The sequence below is a fragment of the Thermostichus lividus PCC 6715 genome (assembly GCF_002754935.1).
Taxonomy (GTDB): domain Bacteria; phylum Cyanobacteriota; class Cyanobacteriia; order Thermosynechococcales; family Thermosynechococcaceae; genus Thermosynechococcus; species Thermosynechococcus lividus.
The window spans coordinates 2,215,793-2,231,864 of sequence record NZ_CP018092.1 but is presented as its reverse complement, the minus strand read 5'-3'; the positions used below and the strand labels follow the sequence as shown (position 1 = coordinate 2,231,864).

General features: G+C 53.1%; 13 protein-coding genes, 2 tRNA genes and 2 pseudogenes. 8 read left to right on the top strand and 9 right to left on the bottom strand.

The window, feature by feature from the left end:
• Positions 1-136: 136 nt before the first annotated feature.
• The 4 genes from hemE to BRW62_RS10855 all read left to right on the top strand — a co-directional run bounded on the left by hemE (position 137) and on the right by BRW62_RS10855 (position 4,051).
• A complete protein-coding gene (gene hemE / locus BRW62_RS10870) occupies positions 137-1,168 on the top strand; it encodes a uroporphyrinogen decarboxylase (protein WP_099799441.1) in 1,032 nt (343 codons plus the stop codon).
• Positions 1,168-2,100 carry an NAD-dependent epimerase/dehydratase family protein gene (locus BRW62_RS10865; protein WP_099799440.1) on the top strand — a complete coding sequence of 311 codons (933 nt, stop codon included), beginning with the start codon at positions 1,168-1,170 and terminating at the stop codon, positions 2,098-2,100. The genes hemE and BRW62_RS10865 overlap by 1 nt, the downstream gene beginning before the upstream one ends.
• Positions 2,101-2,102: 2 nt before the next feature.
• A complete protein-coding gene (locus BRW62_RS10860) occupies positions 2,103-2,567 on the top strand; it encodes an EVE domain-containing protein (protein ID WP_099799439.1) in 465 nt (154 codons plus the stop codon).
• 563 nt (positions 2,568-3,130) lie between these two features.
• A complete protein-coding gene (locus BRW62_RS10855) occupies positions 3,131-4,051 on the top strand; it encodes a DUF1517 domain-containing protein (protein WP_099799438.1) in 921 nt (306 codons plus the stop codon).
• Positions 4,052-4,097: 46 nt separating this feature from the next.
• Here the strand turns inward: BRW62_RS10855 and BRW62_RS13495 are convergent, their stop codons facing one another.
• Positions 4,098-5,915 carry a hypothetical protein gene (locus tag BRW62_RS13495; protein ID WP_198406025.1) on the bottom strand — a complete coding sequence of 606 codons (1,818 nt, stop codon included), beginning with the start codon at positions 5,913-5,915 and terminating at the stop codon, positions 4,098-4,100.
• Between the two features lie 183 nt (positions 5,916-6,098).
• Here BRW62_RS13495 and BRW62_RS10845 point away from each other — a divergent pair.
• Positions 6,099-6,172, top strand: a tRNA-Pro gene (locus BRW62_RS10845).
• A gap of 176 nt (positions 6,173-6,348) precedes the next feature.
• Here the strand turns inward: BRW62_RS10845 and BRW62_RS15525 are convergent.
• Positions 6,349-6,882 (bottom strand): annotated as a pseudogene (locus BRW62_RS15525) (IS110 family transposase); the annotation flags it as partial.
• A 345-nt stretch (positions 6,883-7,227) separates the two neighbouring features.
• Here BRW62_RS15525 and BRW62_RS10830 point away from each other — a divergent pair.
• The gene (locus BRW62_RS10830; protein WP_198406024.1) at positions 7,228-7,539 is read left to right on the top strand and encodes a DUF5132 domain-containing protein; all 312 of its coding nucleotides are present in this window, start codon (positions 7,228-7,230) and stop codon (positions 7,537-7,539) included.
• A 77-nt stretch (positions 7,540-7,616) separates the two neighbouring features.
• Here the strand turns inward: BRW62_RS10830 and BRW62_RS10825 are convergent.
• Positions 7,617-7,698: transfer RNA gene (locus BRW62_RS10825), tRNA-Leu, on the bottom strand.
• A gap of 180 nt (positions 7,699-7,878) precedes the next feature.
• Between BRW62_RS10825 and BRW62_RS10820 the strand changes: the two genes are divergently transcribed.
• Positions 7,879-8,682: a response regulator gene (locus tag BRW62_RS10820; RefSeq protein ID WP_099799434.1), complete on the top strand. Its 804-nt coding sequence runs from the start codon at positions 7,879-7,881 to the stop codon at positions 8,680-8,682.
• Between the two features lie 670 nt (positions 8,683-9,352).
• Here BRW62_RS10820 and murQ read toward each other — a convergent pair.
• The gene (gene murQ, locus BRW62_RS10815) at positions 9,353-10,291 is read right to left on the bottom strand and encodes an N-acetylmuramic acid 6-phosphate etherase (RefSeq protein ID WP_099799433.1); all 939 of its coding nucleotides are present in this window, start codon (positions 10,289-10,291) and stop codon (positions 9,353-9,355) included.
• The gene (locus BRW62_RS10810; RefSeq protein WP_099799432.1) at positions 10,288-10,860 is read right to left on the bottom strand and encodes a glyoxalase-like domain protein; all 573 of its coding nucleotides are present in this window, start codon (positions 10,858-10,860) and stop codon (positions 10,288-10,290) included. Before BRW62_RS10810 ends, murQ begins: the two co-directional genes overlap by 4 nt.
• A gap of 144 nt (positions 10,861-11,004) precedes the next feature.
• Here BRW62_RS10810 and BRW62_RS10805 point away from each other — a divergent pair, with 144 nt between their 5' ends.
• Positions 11,005-13,581, top strand: coding sequence for an AAA-like domain-containing protein (locus tag BRW62_RS10805; protein WP_099799431.1), 2,577 nt, complete (start codon positions 11,005-11,007; stop codon positions 13,579-13,581).
• Between the two features lie 33 nt (positions 13,582-13,614).
• Here BRW62_RS10805 and BRW62_RS10800 read toward each other — a convergent pair whose 3' ends face one another.
• The 4 genes and pseudogenes from BRW62_RS10800 to BRW62_RS15450 form a co-directional block, all read right to left on the bottom strand.
• Positions 13,615-15,039: a protein kinase domain-containing protein gene (locus BRW62_RS10800; RefSeq protein WP_099799430.1), complete on the bottom strand. Its 1,425-nt coding sequence runs from the start codon at positions 15,037-15,039 to the stop codon at positions 13,615-13,617.
• A 42-nt stretch (positions 15,040-15,081) separates the two neighbouring features.
• Positions 15,082-15,351, bottom strand: coding sequence for an FHA domain-containing protein (locus BRW62_RS15460; protein ID WP_227517377.1), 270 nt, complete (start codon positions 15,349-15,351; stop codon positions 15,082-15,084).
• Positions 15,352-15,395: 44 nt separating this feature from the next.
• Entirely contained in the window at positions 15,396-15,569 is a 174-nt protein-coding gene (locus BRW62_RS15455) for a hypothetical protein (protein WP_227517701.1), read from the bottom strand.
• Positions 15,570-15,611: 42 nt separating this feature from the next.
• Positions 15,612-15,737 (bottom strand): annotated as a pseudogene (locus tag BRW62_RS15450) (double zinc ribbon domain-containing protein); the annotation flags it as partial.
• Positions 15,738-16,072 lie beyond the last annotated feature (335 nt).

The window sequence follows — 16,072 nt, the reverse complement described above, 5'->3', positions numbered from 1 at the left end:
GAACATGGGGCGTTGTAGCAATAGGGTATAATTGTAAGATTGACGGTCTGCTACCCCTGCCTAGGAGTACGCTTAGAAACTCCAGAGATGAGGGGGCAAGTGCCTAAAATGCCAACCCTTGAAACTGTAATTTAGCATGACTACCCCTTTACTCCTACGTGCTGCCCGCGGTGAACGTGTTGAGCGTCCACCCATTTGGTTGATGCGCCAAGCAGGACGCTACATGAAGGTCTATCGTGACTTGCGCGATCGCCACCCTTCCTTTCGTGAGCGATCGGAAATTCCTGAACTTGCCATCGAAATTTCCCTTCAGCCCTTCCGTGCCTTTGCGCCGGATGGAGTTATCCTGTTTTCCGATATTTTGACACCGCTGCCGGGCATTGGCATTCCCTTCGATATTATCGAGAGTAAAGGCCCCATTATTGATCCGCCAATTCGCACCCTTGAGCAGGTGCAGCAGTTACATCCCCTTGAACCCGAAGCCGCCTGCCCCTTCATTCGCCCAATTTTATCCACCCTGCGCCAAGAGGTCGGCGATCGCGCCACGGTATTAGGCTTTGCGGGCGCCCCTTGGACCCTTGCAGCTTACGCCATTGAGGGCAAAAGCTCCAAAGACTACATCGAAATTAAGACCATGGCATACCGGGAGCCAGACCTGCTGCACAAGTTCCTGAGCCATTTAGCCACTGCCATTGCCGACTATCTATGCTATCAAATCGATTGCGGTGCCCAAGTCGTTCAGCTCTTTGATTCGTGGGCGGGGCAACTGAGTCGCCAAGATTACGATACCTTTGCTCTACCGTACCAAAAACAGGTCGTACAGCAGGTGAAAGCAGTCTATCCTGACGTGCCAATGATTCTTTATATCAATGGCAGCGCCGCAGTCGTGGATCGGATGGCAGCGACAGGGGTAGATATTGTCAGCCTTGACTGGACAGTAGATATTGGTACCATTCGCCAGCAGTTTCCCGCCAGTGTGGGGCTTCAGGGGAATCTGGATCCGGTTTTGCTCTTTGCCCCCCAAGCGGTGCTGAAGGAGCGTGCCCTAGCGATTATTGAGGCTGGCCGCAGGGGGTCGTATATCTTTAACCTTGGGCATGGCGTGCTACAAGGAACACCGGAAGAAAATGTAGCCTATCTGTTTGATCTCGTTAAGTCCCTCGGCTAATGCGCATTCTGATTACTGGGGCAAGTGGCTGTATTGGCCAGTACATTACTGAGGCACTGATCACCCAGACAGAGCACGACCTGTTTCTGTTTGTGCGGACTCCTAGCAAGCTGACCGTTGATCCTCAGCAGCGCCAAGGGGTACACCTTGTGCAAGGGGATCTCCGAGATTTATCCCCCCTGCAGGATCTGTTGCCAACCCTTGATGTGGTGATTCTCACCGCTGCGGCTTGGGGAGGCAAGAATGCCATGGCCATTAATTTTGAGCAAACCTGCGCACTCCTGCAACAATTAGACCCCCAGCGCTGCCAGCGGGTCTTTTACTTCTCCACAGCCAGTATCCTGACTCGGCAGATGACCCCGCTACCGGAAGCGGCTACCCTAGGAACTGCTTACATTCGCTCGAAGTACCAGTGCTTGCAGGCGATAGAAAAGCTGCCCGTGGGCGATCGCGTTGTGGAGTTATTTCCGACAATGGTCTTTGGCGGCGGTATAGATGGTAAACGCCCCTCCTTTATTACTAAAGGCATGCAGCAAGTATTAAAGTGGCTATGGCTTGCGCGCTTTTTTCGGGTTGAGGCCAGTTTTCACTTTGTCCATGCCCGGGATATTGGCCAAGTTGTGCTTTACCTCATTGAGCATCCTGAGTATCCTGTGCCCCGCCGTGTTGCCCTAGGCAACCCCGCAATTACCGTGAACGACCTATTGACTCAGCTTTGCCAAGGGCGTAACTTGCGTTGGTATGGCCTGATTCCCCTTACCCCTGCCCTTGTTAATATGTTTATTAAGCTTTTCCGGATTCAAATGTCACCGTGGGATTACTTTTGCCTGAACTACCGTAACTTTACCTACGATACTATTCTGAACCCTCAGCAACTGGGTCTGACTCCCTACTGTGGGACGGTGGCGGATTTGCTGCGGTGTCATCGCTAGCAATGGCTGGTATTTGGCTACTGAAATCGGAACCAACGGTTTTTTCGTGGGATGACCTGAAAGCAGCTCCGAACCAAACCACCTGCTGGGAAGGGGTACGGAACTACCAAGCGCGTAACTTTCTGCGGGATCAAATGGCGGTGGGCGATCGCGTGCTGTTTTATCACAGTAATGCCAATCCTCCGGCCATTATGGGGATTGCCGCCGTTGTCAAGGCCGCCTACCCTGACCATTTTGCTTGGGATCCCCAAAGTAAGTATTTTGACCCCAAAAGTACCCCTGATATGCCGCGGTGGTTCATGGTAGATATTCAATACCGCCGTGATCTTGATCCTCCCGTTACCTTGCCAGAACTCCGGCGCACCAAGGGCTTAGAAACGATGCTCCTCCTACAAAAAGGGTGTCGCCTTTCGGTGCAACCGGTCACCGAGGCGCAATGGCAACTTATCCTAGACTTGAGATCCTGAGGGAGGCCAACTTGACTTCTCCCCTCCTTGAAAGAGAGGGGATTCCCAAAGGATGCTACGCAACGGGCTGAAGCCGCGTTGCTTCGCTTTTCCCTTGAGCTGTCACCCACAACTTAATGCGGGTGGGGGCAGTCAAAGACCCCCTACTCACCTCAAGCATTTCTGCTATTGGGACTACGTTTATGTTTCGGTTCGTGGTTTCGCGCTTTTCAACACTAGCCAATTCGATACGCTCAACATCCTGCCATTGCTTGCAGTGGTTTAGGCTTGCCGCCAAAGCGGTAGTGACTTACTTGCCGGGATTTCTCCGTACTAGGATGTTTCTTCGCGTAGTTGATACGCCTACTTTCCACGTCTCTAGTTTAACACATAGAGAGGGCTAAAGCCCCCTGAGTTGGCTGTATCCCCTCGCTAAAGCGGAGGGGTTTTAGCCCGCCCACATCACTCCTATAACAAAGGTTGTGGCTCCAGTATCGGTTACCCGCCCTCCCCCTCCTCCATGCGTGAAGGGTACACTGAGGAAAACACTACTATTGGCTGATTGTCTTCTGGTACATATAACCATGAAAAAGCGTTGGCGCATTTTAAACTCTTTCTTGGCAACTGTGTTAATCGTGGTGCTGGTGGCGCACCTTGTTCTTGACAGTGGCGCAGCGTGGGCAGCGCGCAGTGGCGGTCGCATTGGCGGTGGCTCGTTTAGCCGTCCGGCACCCACCCGTTCCTATCGCAGTGCCCCCCGCAGTGACTATCGTTATTCCCAGCCGGTCTATGGCGGTGGGTTTGGCTTTCCGTTTTTAATTCCCTTCTTTGGCTTTGGTGGTGGCTTTGGCGGCCTATTCACTATTATTTTGCTTGGTGTCGTTGCCAATTTCTTGGTTTCAGCATTTCGACAGTTTCGGGCAGCGGGGGAAGACGAGCAGATCGATAATCCTGTGGTGTCGGTGCATACGCTTCATGTTGGCTTGCTTGCTCAAGCCCGGGAACTGCAAAACGACTTAAACAAGCTTGCCTTAAGTGCTGACACCCAAACGCCAGCGGGGTTAGCAAACGTTCTGCAGGAGGCAACCCTTGCGCTCCTCCGCCATCCTGAGTATTGGGTCTATGCCGATGCCAGTTGCCAAGATACACGCTTGCTACAGGCGGAAACGATCTTTAACCAACGGGCGCTGAGCGAACGCAGCAAGCTCACGGCAGAAACCCTCTCGAACTATCGCCAAACGATTCAACAGCGAGACATTGCCCCTACCACCACCCAAGAGGTTGGCGACTATATTGTGGTCACCCTCATTGTTGCGGCTACGGGCAAGCTAGCGCTACCCACGATCAACAACGATTTGGATTTGCGGCACGTGCTGCAAGGGCTAGGGGGAATTGGAAGCGATCGCCTACTGGCGGTCGAGATCCTGTGGCAACCCCAAGCGATTGGCGATACCCTCACCGCTGATGAACTGCTACTGGCCTATCCGACCTTGAAGCATCTCTAGCACATACCCTCGCGAGTAACACTGCCCTTACAATCAATACCCCCACCTAGTTTTCAGGGACAGCCTCACTGGGAACAGGCTCTGGCGGTACGCTGGGCGGGGTCGCGTTGGCCTCTGGGCTAGGGCTGGGAGGAGGTGGCTCAGTGGCTGTTGGGGTTGGCGATGGTAATTCTGGCTCAGGTGCCGTATCTGGAGAGGCTGTTGGTTCAGGGCTTGAGACGGCGGTCTCAGGGACAGTTGGCGGGGGAGCCTCCCACCATGACTCGGCAGGGGTCTGCTGTTCCTGCCGCCGCGATCGCACGGCAAGTTCGTACTCCCACTGCCAAATTTTGTTCTGCGCCTCGCGGTAAAGATAACGATCCCACTTGATTTGGGCGGCGGTTGTAATAGCCTCCTCTAATTTCCCTTCGCGGGCAATGGTAATAGCGCGATCTAGTATTGGCCGATCCACTAACTCTTCGAGTTTGATTTGCCAATCCTGACGATGCTGCTGCGCGATCGCCAACAGGGCAGCATTCGCGGGCAAGCGCTCAACAATTTGAATAGCAGCGGCATACTCTTTTTGTTCGGCAAGGGCGATTGCCGCGTTGAGGATGGGTTGCTCGTCAATGGTACGCAAGTCCCGCCGCCATTGGGCAATTAAGCCTTGGGCTTGGGGTCGTTTAGGCTGCCCAAGGGGAATCTGCTGAGCCTGTTGAATAGCGAGTTCATAGCCCCAGCGCCAGTGACTGCTAGCGAACCATGTGGACAGTTGTAATTGACTAGCACTCTGAAGCTGCTGCTGCCATTGTGCTAGGTACTCCCGCGCTGCCCCATAAAAGGGATCATTGGCAGGAATTTGCTGCACCCGGGCGATCGCCTCCCAGTAGCCTAGAACGGTGTCTTGTGCTGCGAGTGCCTTGGCCTGACCAAGAATGACAATGGGGCGATCGTGATAGGACACATCAAGGGCTGGGGCAATTTTTTCAATGAGGGCAAGAGCACCGACCGTATCCCCATTGTTCAACCGCTCCTGCGCATACTCAAACACTTCAGGAATCCAGCGGCGAATGTCTGCCTGTGCCTCCCCATAGACAACGGCATTCCGGGGAATACTCAGGGCGAGCATCACTGCTTCTGCCAACTCGTTTGCCGTTAGCCACCCTGCCAGATCCCTAGCCTGCACTAGGGTTCCCCATGCATCCTGCTCTTGGGAAATGCGGGTTGAGAGTTTTTGTGCCTGCTCCTGCCAATAATCGGTACCAAGCTGATTCATTAACTTCACTTGTAGCAGTGCCAACCCCCAATCTTGCTGCCGGATAGCCGCTTCCGCCGCACTCAAGAGGTTGCCCCCCTCACCTATATTTGTTGCCGTCAGTAGCTCTTGGGCTTGGTCGTAAGCAATCGCTGTCTTAGGAATTTTTTGTAAGAGCATGGTGGCCAACTCAATATTGCCTTGGCTGAGTTGCTGCCGCGCAATGACCAACAGTGCCAACGACCACTCATCCACCCGCCGCTTCGCTTGGGGAAACAGGGGATGATCCGTCGGCCACTGACTCACGGTTTCAATGGCTTGAGCCAAGGAAGGCAAGTTGCCGTTACGGGCTGCTTGATCAGCACAGTAAAGGCGATCGCCATCACTTGTCAGCAGCGACAGATGACGACAATCCGGCAGTGGTGGTAACAGCAGAATCCACGAACTTGCGGTGATCACTGTTGCACCAGCCATCAAAAAGGGAATGAGCCATGGCCACCCCTCATACTGTAAAAGGTGCTGTTGCAGGTATTGCCAGCGCAAGAGTAGGGAACCCGGTGCGGCGATCGCCAAGTCCGAAGTTTTAGGAGCACGCCGGAACCACTTTTGCCAAAACTGCGTTGCTTTCATTGGATTCCGAGGCTCCTCATCACCGTGAATAACCCTGTCCGCGACCTAAAAATTTTGCCTACCATTGTAGGGGAATTGCCACCCCGAATCAGTGACGTATTGGGCAAGAGCCACAAACGCATTTTGCACCACGAATTCTTTTGCCCTTTTGCCGACATCTAGTGCTATACTAGTAAAGCTTAACGGGGCGTAGCGCAGCTTGGTAGCGCACCACTTTGGGGTAGTGGGGGTCGTGGGTTCAAATCCCGCCGCTCCGATCAGGGTTTCAAGGCTATAACCCAGTGAACTACCGCTATTGAACCAAGAATTACAATAGCGGCTTCCTACCCAACAGATTGCCCAATCGTAAATTTCTTGCGGCCTCTATGACTAGGTCTTACATCTGGGCGATAGGCGTTGCCCCGCGTCCCGCAGGTCAAAAGGCGTAGTCCCTCTGACATGGATGGATTTGGGTGTCGATCTGCTCGTCTAGTTGCTGAATGCGGTCTTTGCGCCATGCAATGTGAGCTGCTATATCTGCTTGGGCTGTTCCGCGTAAGCCTGACAAGCGGTTTTGTTCAGCAGTCAGGAGGTCTACCAGTTGCCGCCTGCGGGTGACCAAGTCCTGAAGTTCTGCGTCCGCTTCGCTGGCCAATGGCCGAATCGGCGGTTTCATCGCTTCGCCAAACTAGGCTAAAATCGCGGCATCGACCGGATCGGTTTTAGCCAGTTGATTGGCAGCTTTGGCAACGTTTCGCGCTTGCCGAGCATTAATCACGACCACGGGATAGGCTAGCGTGGACAGCACCAACGCCACTGACCGCTCATAGCCGCCAGTGGATTCTAGAATCACCCGAGCGACCGCCTCAGGCGGACACAGGTGAGTCAGAAGTTCGCGAATCCCACTCGCGGTGTTGCTCACGCGAAAACTCTGCTTCTGGGGGCGTAGATGTACATCTAGCCACCGCTTACACACATCAATGCCAATCCATCTTGCGTCATGCGGGTTCTACTGTCCCAACCGATGATTCGAGTTTGACCTGTTGCATCAGAGAGATGACCCTAGCTTCTCCACGATGTCTCGCATCTAAGGGGTGACGGTCTGTCTCTCTAGTTTTAAGATACAAGGGTTGGGAATGAGGGCAATTCATAGCCACATCCAGCAACACCCTATATGCTTGCATTGGGAGCGTCTGTCGCTGTTCTTGGCTCAGGACTGCATAACGAGGGCAGTCCGACGATTGATCCATACTAGGCCATTGCACTTCACTAGGGTTTGCTATGATGGGTGCGATGTTCTTGCCTTTACATTGCTTTTGGAGGATGCCGCAGCATGGAGTTTGAAGCCCTATTGCTTGGTTTAGAGCCACTGACTGTCCTTGCATTGGGTGTGGGGGCAGTTGCCGTTGCTCCTGTAGTGGGGGCTGTGGATTCAATGACAGGTCATAATCTCACCGAACAGGCTCGCAATGCTGCCAAGTCCGGCTTGATGTGGGCGTTTGAGACCTATGAGAAAGCCCAAACTGCAGTTGCCGAAGCCAGTGAGTCTTTTCAAGACCTTGTGGCTGAGGCTCGCTCAGAAATGATGGAACAAAAAGCGAATGCGGGTAGCCCTGAAGAACCACGGGAGGTCACGATTAGCTAGCTCATACCATACCAATAATTCGAATAGTTGAATATGCATGTTTAGAGTGGGGGCGTTGCCCCCATTTTTTTTAAGAATGCGGACGGAGGGACTTGAACCCACACACCTTGCGGTACTAGAACCTAAATCTAGCGCGTCTGCCAATTCCGCCACGTCCGCAGCTTTACTAGTTTAACCTAATTTTGATCTGCTTGAGCACTACGACAGCCTGTTTTAAGGCCTCTACGGAGGTGACAAGGATCACATCAGCGAGCGAACAACATCACGCTTTTGACCAAGATAGTTAGATACGATACAAAGCATTCAACTGTTGTGTTTGTTCCAAAGTGAGGTGGCAGTATGGTTCGGAGGCAGCAACGTCCTTTGATTGCCTGTATTGACGATAGCCGTACGGTACAGCGCCAAGTCTCTTTGATTTTAGAACGGTCTGGTTACCAAGTCCTGACGCTGACCGATCCTGCGGCTGCGGTTCCTCGCCTCATTGCTGAGCCACCACACTTAATTCTGCTGGATATTAATTTACCTGGGGTGGATGGCTACGAAATTTGCCGTCAGTTACGGCGATCGCCCAGTCTTGAACACGTGCCAATTGTGATGTTAACGGCCAAAGATGATCCGGTGCACCGTATTCGCGCTCGGGGGGTAGGTGCTGTGGACTACATTACTAAGCCAGTGACACCACAGGAGTTGGTGAAACGTGTTCAAAAATTGCTAAATGCCGGTATCTCTCCTGTGACAACGGCATCTGCTCAGGCCACGCCTGTGAGTTTGAATGAAAATATGCTGCTGTGGTCAATCGCCCATCTGCGGCTGGCGCTTTCGACCGAACAGCAGCAAACCCTAGGCAAAGCTATTCAAAAACTAAAAAACGCTATTGCTGCGGCACCAGAGGCGCCTAAGCCCTATGCCAAATTAGTCTTGGCACTGTACCTAACCAACCAGTTAGCCGCTGCTCGTGAGACACTCATCAAGCTCATTGCCCTTGTGCCAACAGAACTCAATTATTACCGCAATTTGGCATGGATCGAAGAGCAACTGGGAGATGTAAACTCGGCGATCGCCCACTATGAATACGTTCTGCGTCTTGAGCCAACGGATCAACGGTGTCAAGGGCGGCTTGATTTTTTGCGCCAACAGCGCTAATAGCACTCAAGCCACCGCTACACAGTTCCTCAAGGCTAAACCCTAGGGTTCTGCTTACTTTTTACGGATACCGTTTACTAATACCGCCGGTTGGGTTTTTCACCAAGTTTTTAGCGATTAGTATCGGATTGACTTCTCCCCTCCTTGAAAGAGAGGGGATTCCCAAAGGATGCTACGCAACGGGCTGAAGCCGCGTTGCTTCGCTTTTCCCTTGAGCTGTCACCCACAACTTAATGCGGGTGGGGGCAGTCAAAGACCCCCTACTCACCTCAAGCATTTCTGCTATTGGGACTACGTTTATGTTTCGGTTCGTGGTTTCGCGCTTTTCAACACTAGCCAATTCGATACGCTCAACATCCTGCCATTGCTTGCAGTGGTTTAGGCTTGCCGCCAAAGCGGTAGTGACTTACTTGCCGGGATTTCTCCGTACTAGGATGTTTCTTCGCGTAGTTGATACGCCTACTTTCCACGTCTCTAGTTTAACACATAGAGAGGGCTAAAGCCCCCTGAGTTGGCTGTATCCCCTCGCTAAAGCGGAGGGGTTTTAGCCCGCCCACATCACTCCTATAACATCAATTGGCGACTAACACCGCTTTACGGCTTTTCCACCCCCTACTTTAGTGCGGGACTACCAAAAATTCCCTATTCTAGGACAAGTTTTAGAGCCATTTCAACTAGTCACCCCAGCTTTGGTAGCTGCTGCTTTGGCGGCATGAAGGTGCCCTTGGTGCTGATCCAGTAGTTCTTGAGCGGCGATCGCGTCTAGTCCGCTCCAGTACATCAGCAGGGCCCGTTTGACGTTATGCCCACTGCGCTCTAACAGTGCCGCTGCCTCTGGACGCTCAATGCCAGTTACATCACTGAGAATTCGCAGGGCGCGATCCAATAACTTGCGATTGGTGACAGCCACATCCACCATGCGGTTACCATAAACCTTGCCCAGTTGAACCATCACCCCCGTAGAGATGATATTCAGTGCCATTTTGGTGACGGTGCCTGCCTTAAGGCGGGTTGAACCCGCCAAAACTTCTGGTCCCACGACCAGACGAAGATCAATGTCGGCTTGGCGTTGCACTTGGGAAAGGGGGACGCAGGCCATAAATACGGTTAAGGCTCCGACCGCTTGAGCAGCATCTAGGGCACCATGAACGTAGGGGGTGGTGCCCCCAGCCGTAATCCCGATCACCACGTCTTTGCCATTGATGTGGCGATCGCCCACCACGGCAACCCCATCCGCATAGCAATCCTCTAGCCCTTCAGAACTTCGTACTAAGGCAGACTCTCCCCCAGCTAAGATCCCCTGTACCAGATCCGGTGGACTGCAAAAGGTCGGTGGGCACTCAGCCGCATCCAGCACCCCTAGCCGCCCACTGGTGCCTGCCCCCACATAAAAGAGCCGCCCCCCTTGCCGCAGTCTGGCGGCCGTCTCGGCAATGGTTTGTGCTAAGGCATCGCGGGCGTTGGCGATTGCCGTCAAGGTTGCTTGATCTTCGCGGTTAAATAGATCCACCAGTGCCAGCGGCGACAGCTGATCAAGATTGATACTGGCAGGATTGATCTGCTCTGTCAGCAAATGCCCCCGACTGGGCAATGATTCAAGCTCTGTCATGGTCGTGCGGTAATTTCAGCCATCTCAATCACCCGATCATCATAGTCCTTAACCAAAAAGTTCAACGGGCGATCGCTGCGCATTTTGTAGCGCAGTTGGCGACGTTGCACCCGCAACAAAATCATTTCTAAGCATTCGCGGTCAAAACACACATGGCGCTGGCGGTTGCGCTCCCCCTTGCTAGCACCGCCAATCACGTGCAGTTGAGTGTTTTTTTTCAGTTGATACCACAACCCATCACTGGGGCTGGGGCGTTTGGGGCTGCTGTAGCTCAGGGCTGACGGCACATAGAGCGGATCCATCGAGGCGATGCCCAAAGTTTGCTCATAGTTGTAGTAGTAATGGAGTGGCACATCAGCAACGGGTAACCGTAACTCCTGCTCGTAAAACTGGCGGGCATGCTCTAAATCTGACACCATAACCGTAAACACCTTGGGCGCACTTGAGAGAAACAGCCACATCGCTCCGGCATAGGCCATCAGGAGCATAATCATGATGCCTTGGGTGGAAAATACCCCATCCCACACACCATCGAGCCATGCAAAGTGTAAAGGAGAAATTAAGACCATGCCAATGCTTGTCAACCGCTGAAGTCTAACTCGTTAATACTCCTCAGTGTAGCCATATCAACAGCCATTAGGCAATTTGAGCGGCTGCCACTAACCCTCTGTAACTGGGTTACAGTACAAACAAGCAACGTAGCAGAAGTGGTCATGATTGGTAAAACCCTTGGCAGTCGTTACAAACTGATTCGCGTCTTGGGAGCGGGGAACTTTGGCCAAACTTTCTTAGCGGAGGACACTCACCGTCCTGTGCGGGCAAAATGCGTCGTCAAGTATCTGCGACCCGCACGCACCGATCCTAGTTTTTTACCCTTGGCACGCTCTCTTTTTCAGCGGGAGGCGCAAACCCTTGAACGGCTCGGCAGTCATGATCAAATTCCCCGCCTGTTAGCCTACTTTGAGGAAGACAGTGAATTTTACCTTGTCCAAGACTTTATTGAAGGACAGGTCTTGCGCCAGCAACTCGTACCCGGTGCCACGTGGTCGGAGGCGGAAGTCCTCTACTTTCTTCAAGATGCTTTGGGAATTCTGGCCTTTGTGCACCAGTGCGGCGTGATTCACCGCGACATTAAGCCCGATAACCTGATCCGGCGGCAATCGGATTATCGCCTTGTCCTGATTGATTTTGGCGCGGTCAAGGAAATGGGGGTTTCTATTGGGGGTGGCACCTTGGTGGGGGACGCCACCGCCCAAACGATCGCCATTGGCACACCGGGCTACATGGCACCTGAGCAGGCCCAAGGGCGACCTCGCCCCGCCAGTGACCTCTACGCCTTGGGCATGATTGCTGTACAGGCGTTGACGGGGTTAAATCCCTTGCAGCTCACCCAAGACCCCTACGGTTGCTGGCATTGGGAGCCAGTCCATCCGATCAACGATCGCCTCGTCCAGTTTGTCAATAAACTGATTCATCCGTCGCCTTACGAACGCTTTGCCACAGCGGCAGAGGCACTGGCAAGCTTGCAGCAGGTGGAACTTCCCAAATCCCTCTGGCAGCGCCTTGGCTCCTTTCTGAAAACCCCGATTCAAGACCTCTGGCGATCGCCGGTTAGCAACGCGGCTCCTTCAACGAGTAGTACTGCGATCGCCTCAACCACCCCACCCCCCCAACCCTTACCCAGCACCCCCGCTCCTACCGCTGCAATTCCGCCTCGGGGACGACACGTATTTATCAGCCATTCCAGCGATGGCACCGATCTGCAACTGGCCACGGCGCTGCAAGAAGCGCTCCAAAACGCAGGGCATCATCCCTTTATGGCCAGCCAAAGTATCCGCATGGGAGAAGGATGGGCAGAGCGCATTGATCACGCTCTGAAGCAGTGCGATTTCTTTTTACTGCTTCTCTCCCAAGCCGCCGCCCAGAGTGAGATGGTACTTGAAGAAGTCCGTAGTGTTAAGCAACTGCAATCTCAGCGCAGCGATCGCCGTCCGTTCATCCTGCCGGTGCGGGTCAACTTTCCCCTAGACCTACCCCTAAACTACGAATTACGCGGCTACTTGCATCGGTTGCAGCAACGCTTTTGGCGATCGCCAGCAGACACTGCGAGCCTAGTTCAAGAAGTCCTTGACCTCGTGAATGCCACTGCTGATCCAGTGCTGCCCACCAGTGATGGGATTCACGAAACCGCTGTAGAGCAAGGGCAAACTGGCACCCTAGTGGGAGATGGTGCCCCTGTGCCGGTGGCTGAACCTGAACTACCAGAAGGGCAAGTAGAAGTAGCCTCTGCCTTTTATATCGAGCGCCCTCCCATCGAGCAGCGCTGCCGCGAAACCCTCCTACAACCCGGTTCCCTCATTCGCATTAAAGCCCCCCGGCAAATGGGCAAAACCTCCTTGATGGCACGGCTGATGTATCGAGCCACCCAAGAGGGCTATGGCACCGTCCCGTTGAGCTTTCAATTGGCTGATGCCCACGTCTTCAGCGACCTTGACAAGCTGCTGCGCTGGCTGTGTGCCGGAGTTGGGCGGCGGCTGGGGCTAGAAAACCGCCTTAAGGACTACTGGGACGATATTTTTGGCAGTAAGTATAACTGCACAGCTTATTTTGAAGAATATCTACTGCCCAACTGTCAGAAACCCGGCACCCAGATGGCGGGTCGCCCCCTAGTATTGGGCTTGGATGAAGTTGATCGCGTGTTTGAATACCCTGACGTGGCCAGTGATTTCTTCGGGCTACTACGGGCATGGCATGAGGAGGGGAAAAACCGCGACATTTGGCGCAATCTGCGCTTAATTGTTGTCCATGGTACGGAAGTGTATATCCCCCTCGATATTAACCAGTCCCCCTTTAACGTCGGCCTCGCCATTGATTTACCAGAGTTTAACCACGACCAAATTTGTGAGTTAAGCCGTCTGCACGGCCTTAACCTAGACCCAGACCATCTCAAGGAACTCCAGCAGTTGGTAGGGGGACATCCCTACTTAATTCGACTCACGCTATACCACTTAGCCCGTAACGATGTAACGTGGCCGGAACTCATGGCCAACGCTGCCTCTGAAACGGGTCTGTACCGCGATCATTTACGGGGACAATGGTGGCACCTCCATCAACGCCAAGAACTGGTACCGGCCTTTGCCGATATTGTCAGTAGCGAGAGTGGCGTTACCGTCGAAGCAACCACTGGCTTTAAGCTCCACAGTTTGGGGCTAATTAGCTTGAATGGCAGCCTTGCTAAGGTTCGCTGTGAACTGTATCGCCGTTATTTTGGCGATCGCCTTCGCGCGTAAAACCTCACGCCGTTGCCCCTCCATGAGGCGGCATCATAGGGCACTGGAAACTGGCGGAGCAGGCATAGCTATAGTCGCAATTTGCTCTAGCCGCTGCTTCACAGCTGCGGCATTGGGATAACGTTCCCGCGGGTCTGGGTGAGTCAAACAGTTAATTAAATCCACCATCAGGGGATCAAGATGGGGAATATCTTCAGCATACAGGCGGTATTCCCGCGCACCCCAGCGGAAATAGGTGTCTGGCTCATTCCCTGTGAGCAAGTACACAATAGTGGCACCAAGGCCGTACAAATCTGACGCCGGTTCCGGTTTCCCTTCTTGCTGCTCAGGGGCAGAATAGCCCACCGTGCCAATAAAGGTACCAGACTCTGAGGTGAGCACCGATGCCTTGCCCCACCCAACCAGCACAACATTAGTAGCCTCACGGCTGACATAGGGATGGATGAGGTTGGATGGGCGAATATGCAAATGCAAAATGGGGGGATCTTGCTGGTGAAGTAGCGTCAAGAGATCGCAAATCGGTATCAGCCAACGGCTCGCTTCAACAACATTCATCACGCCATGATCATTAATCCATTGCTTAAGGGAATGACCATAGACCATTTCCGAGACAAGGTAGGAGTCTGTGCCGTACTGAAACCCCTCCCAAAACTTAGGCAGAACCGGATGGCTCATCTGGCATAACTGCCGCACTTGCCGCTGAAAGGCACGAATTTCGCGCTTAGAGGCTGCCAAGCTGTGCCCTTTGACAACTGCTGTCTGGCCATTGCGCCAACCCAAATAGGTATTACTTTGGCCTAAGGCTTTAATAATTTGATAGTTGCCAAGGGTCTTCCATACCTTGAGGGGCACGCCACACTCAATGCAGAATATATCATCAGCTTCGGCACGGCTGTGGCTACAGTCGGGAGGGGCGCGCCACTCAGCTAATAGTTGCGCCGGTAACTCCCCCTGTACCGCAAAATTTTCCTCCTCATCGTCGTCCTCTTCGGTAATGATGCCCTGATAACTCATCCCGGTTGCTGCGGTGCCTGGGGGTTCGGCATTGTCGGTGCCCACGGCTTCCTCCTCCCCTGAGTAGGTGCCTTTCTCCACATCAGTACGAGCTGTTTCGGGAATCGTTGCCATCCTAGCGTTGGGGGGCATAGGTTGATGGTCAGCGCTAAGGCGGACTTGAATGTTGGGACCGGATCGAGCCAACCGCAGGATACCGCCATCTAAAAGCGGGGCTTGCTGTACCCGTTTGCCATCTAAATACGTGCCATTGGTACCTAGGTTGACAACCTCCCACTGCAGCCCATTTCGCCGCAGTTCAACGTGGTGACGCGAGACCACCGCACTGTAGAGGACAACATGATTATCCACAGCACGACCAATGCGGATCACAGCTTCACTGTCAAACGTCCAGCTCTGGACGGGGGTTGCTTGGACTGGATGTAGAAGTGTCAATGTAATCATGTTTTATTACCGCCTCTTGCCTGTCGATACGCTAAAGGGTTCCTAGGAAGTGAGTTCATAGATAAACGTCACTAAATCTCCTTTGCCAAGGGCAATGCGATCGCCAGGTGCCAAACGGTGCCGATTGCCCGGATACAGCGCAGTATTGTTGATATACGTACCATTAGCACTGCCCACATCCTCAATGTAGTGGGCATTTCCCTCCACTCGAATATCGGCATGGATGCGGGAGACCACCTCAGAATTAGGAAACCCAGCAACATCAATGTCCGGGGGAATGCGATCGTTGGGCTTGCCAATGTGAACCACCACCCGGCCGGGGGGAATGTTTAGCTCAGTGCGGGTCTGTACATGGATTAATTTGGCATAGATTGGCGTTGCTGGAACCGCTGTGGCTGGAAACAGATGCGGCGGGGGGGCGGGGGGGGAGAGAGGGTCGTCCCCCGTCCCGGTACAGTAGCGGTAAGTTCCACCGCTGGAGCAGCAGTAGCAGCTAAATCCGGCACTTCTGCTACGGAGGATGAATTCATAGCAAACTGGCGCACGTTAAAACCACACTGACCGCAGAAATTCGCATCTGACTGAACCGGTGCACCACAATTTGGACAAGTATTCATATCAGGCATTGGGGAAAAGCAGGCTTCACACTGAACAGCACCAACTGGATTGGGGTGGCAGCACTCAGAACAGATAATCATAGTCATGACGCCCTATTCCACAGCCGTTCCAACCATCTTGAGACTAATGTACCCACCTTTTCTCAGAAAGAGTGAACAAGAGGGGCAAGAGTCACTTCTTTGCTTATCTCCACTATAGTTAGGTTAGCTTTGACTCTCTCAATAATATACACGTTATATAAAAATACTTTCTTAAAACTAAAGCCTGAAAGGTTGCTCTGGCGCCTGATCTAAGGAATGGGGGGTCAAAGACCAAAGGGAGCCACTACAATTTTTAACAAAACTTGACCTTAATTATAGGAAATTATGGACAATTAGGTGTTTTAGGTGTTTATTGAGCCTAGGATCGCCCTGAT

What these genes read in the sequence shown, in the direction of transcription:
- BRW62_RS10860 (WP_099799439.1), top strand. Translation starts at nt 2,103, where the DNA reads ATGGCTGGTATTTGGCTACTGAAATCGGAACCAACGGTTTTTTCGTGG.
- BRW62_RS15455 (WP_227517701.1), bottom strand. Translation starts at nt 15,569, where the DNA reads ATGAATTCATCCTCCGTAGCAGAAGTGCCGGATTTAGCTGCTACTGCT.
- murQ (WP_099799433.1), bottom strand. Translation starts at nt 10,291, where the DNA reads ATGACAGAGCTTGAATCATTGCCCAGTCGGGGGCATTTGCTGACAGAG.
- BRW62_RS10810 (WP_099799432.1), bottom strand. Translation starts at nt 10,860, where the DNA reads ATGGTCTTAATTTCTCCTTTACACTTTGCATGGCTCGATGGTGTGTGG.
- BRW62_RS10800 (WP_099799430.1), bottom strand. Translation starts at nt 15,039, where the DNA reads ATGATTACATTGACACTTCTACATCCAGTCCAAGCAACCCCCGTCCAG.
- BRW62_RS13495 (WP_198406025.1), bottom strand. Translation starts at nt 5,915, where the DNA reads ATGAAAGCAACGCAGTTTTGGCAAAAGTGGTTCCGGCGTGCTCCTAAA.
- BRW62_RS10830 (WP_198406024.1), top strand. Translation starts at nt 7,228, where the DNA reads ATGGAGTTTGAAGCCCTATTGCTTGGTTTAGAGCCACTGACTGTCCTT.
- BRW62_RS10855 (WP_099799438.1), top strand. Translation starts at nt 3,131, where the DNA reads ATGAAAAAGCGTTGGCGCATTTTAAACTCTTTCTTGGCAACTGTGTTA.
- hemE (WP_099799441.1), top strand. Translation starts at nt 137, where the DNA reads ATGACTACCCCTTTACTCCTACGTGCTGCCCGCGGTGAACGTGTTGAG.
- BRW62_RS10820 (WP_099799434.1), top strand. Translation starts at nt 7,879, where the DNA reads ATGGTTCGGAGGCAGCAACGTCCTTTGATTGCCTGTATTGACGATAGC.
- BRW62_RS10805 (WP_099799431.1), top strand. Translation starts at nt 11,005, where the DNA reads ATGATTGGTAAAACCCTTGGCAGTCGTTACAAACTGATTCGCGTCTTG.
- BRW62_RS10865 (WP_099799440.1), top strand. Translation starts at nt 1,168, where the DNA reads ATGCGCATTCTGATTACTGGGGCAAGTGGCTGTATTGGCCAGTACATT.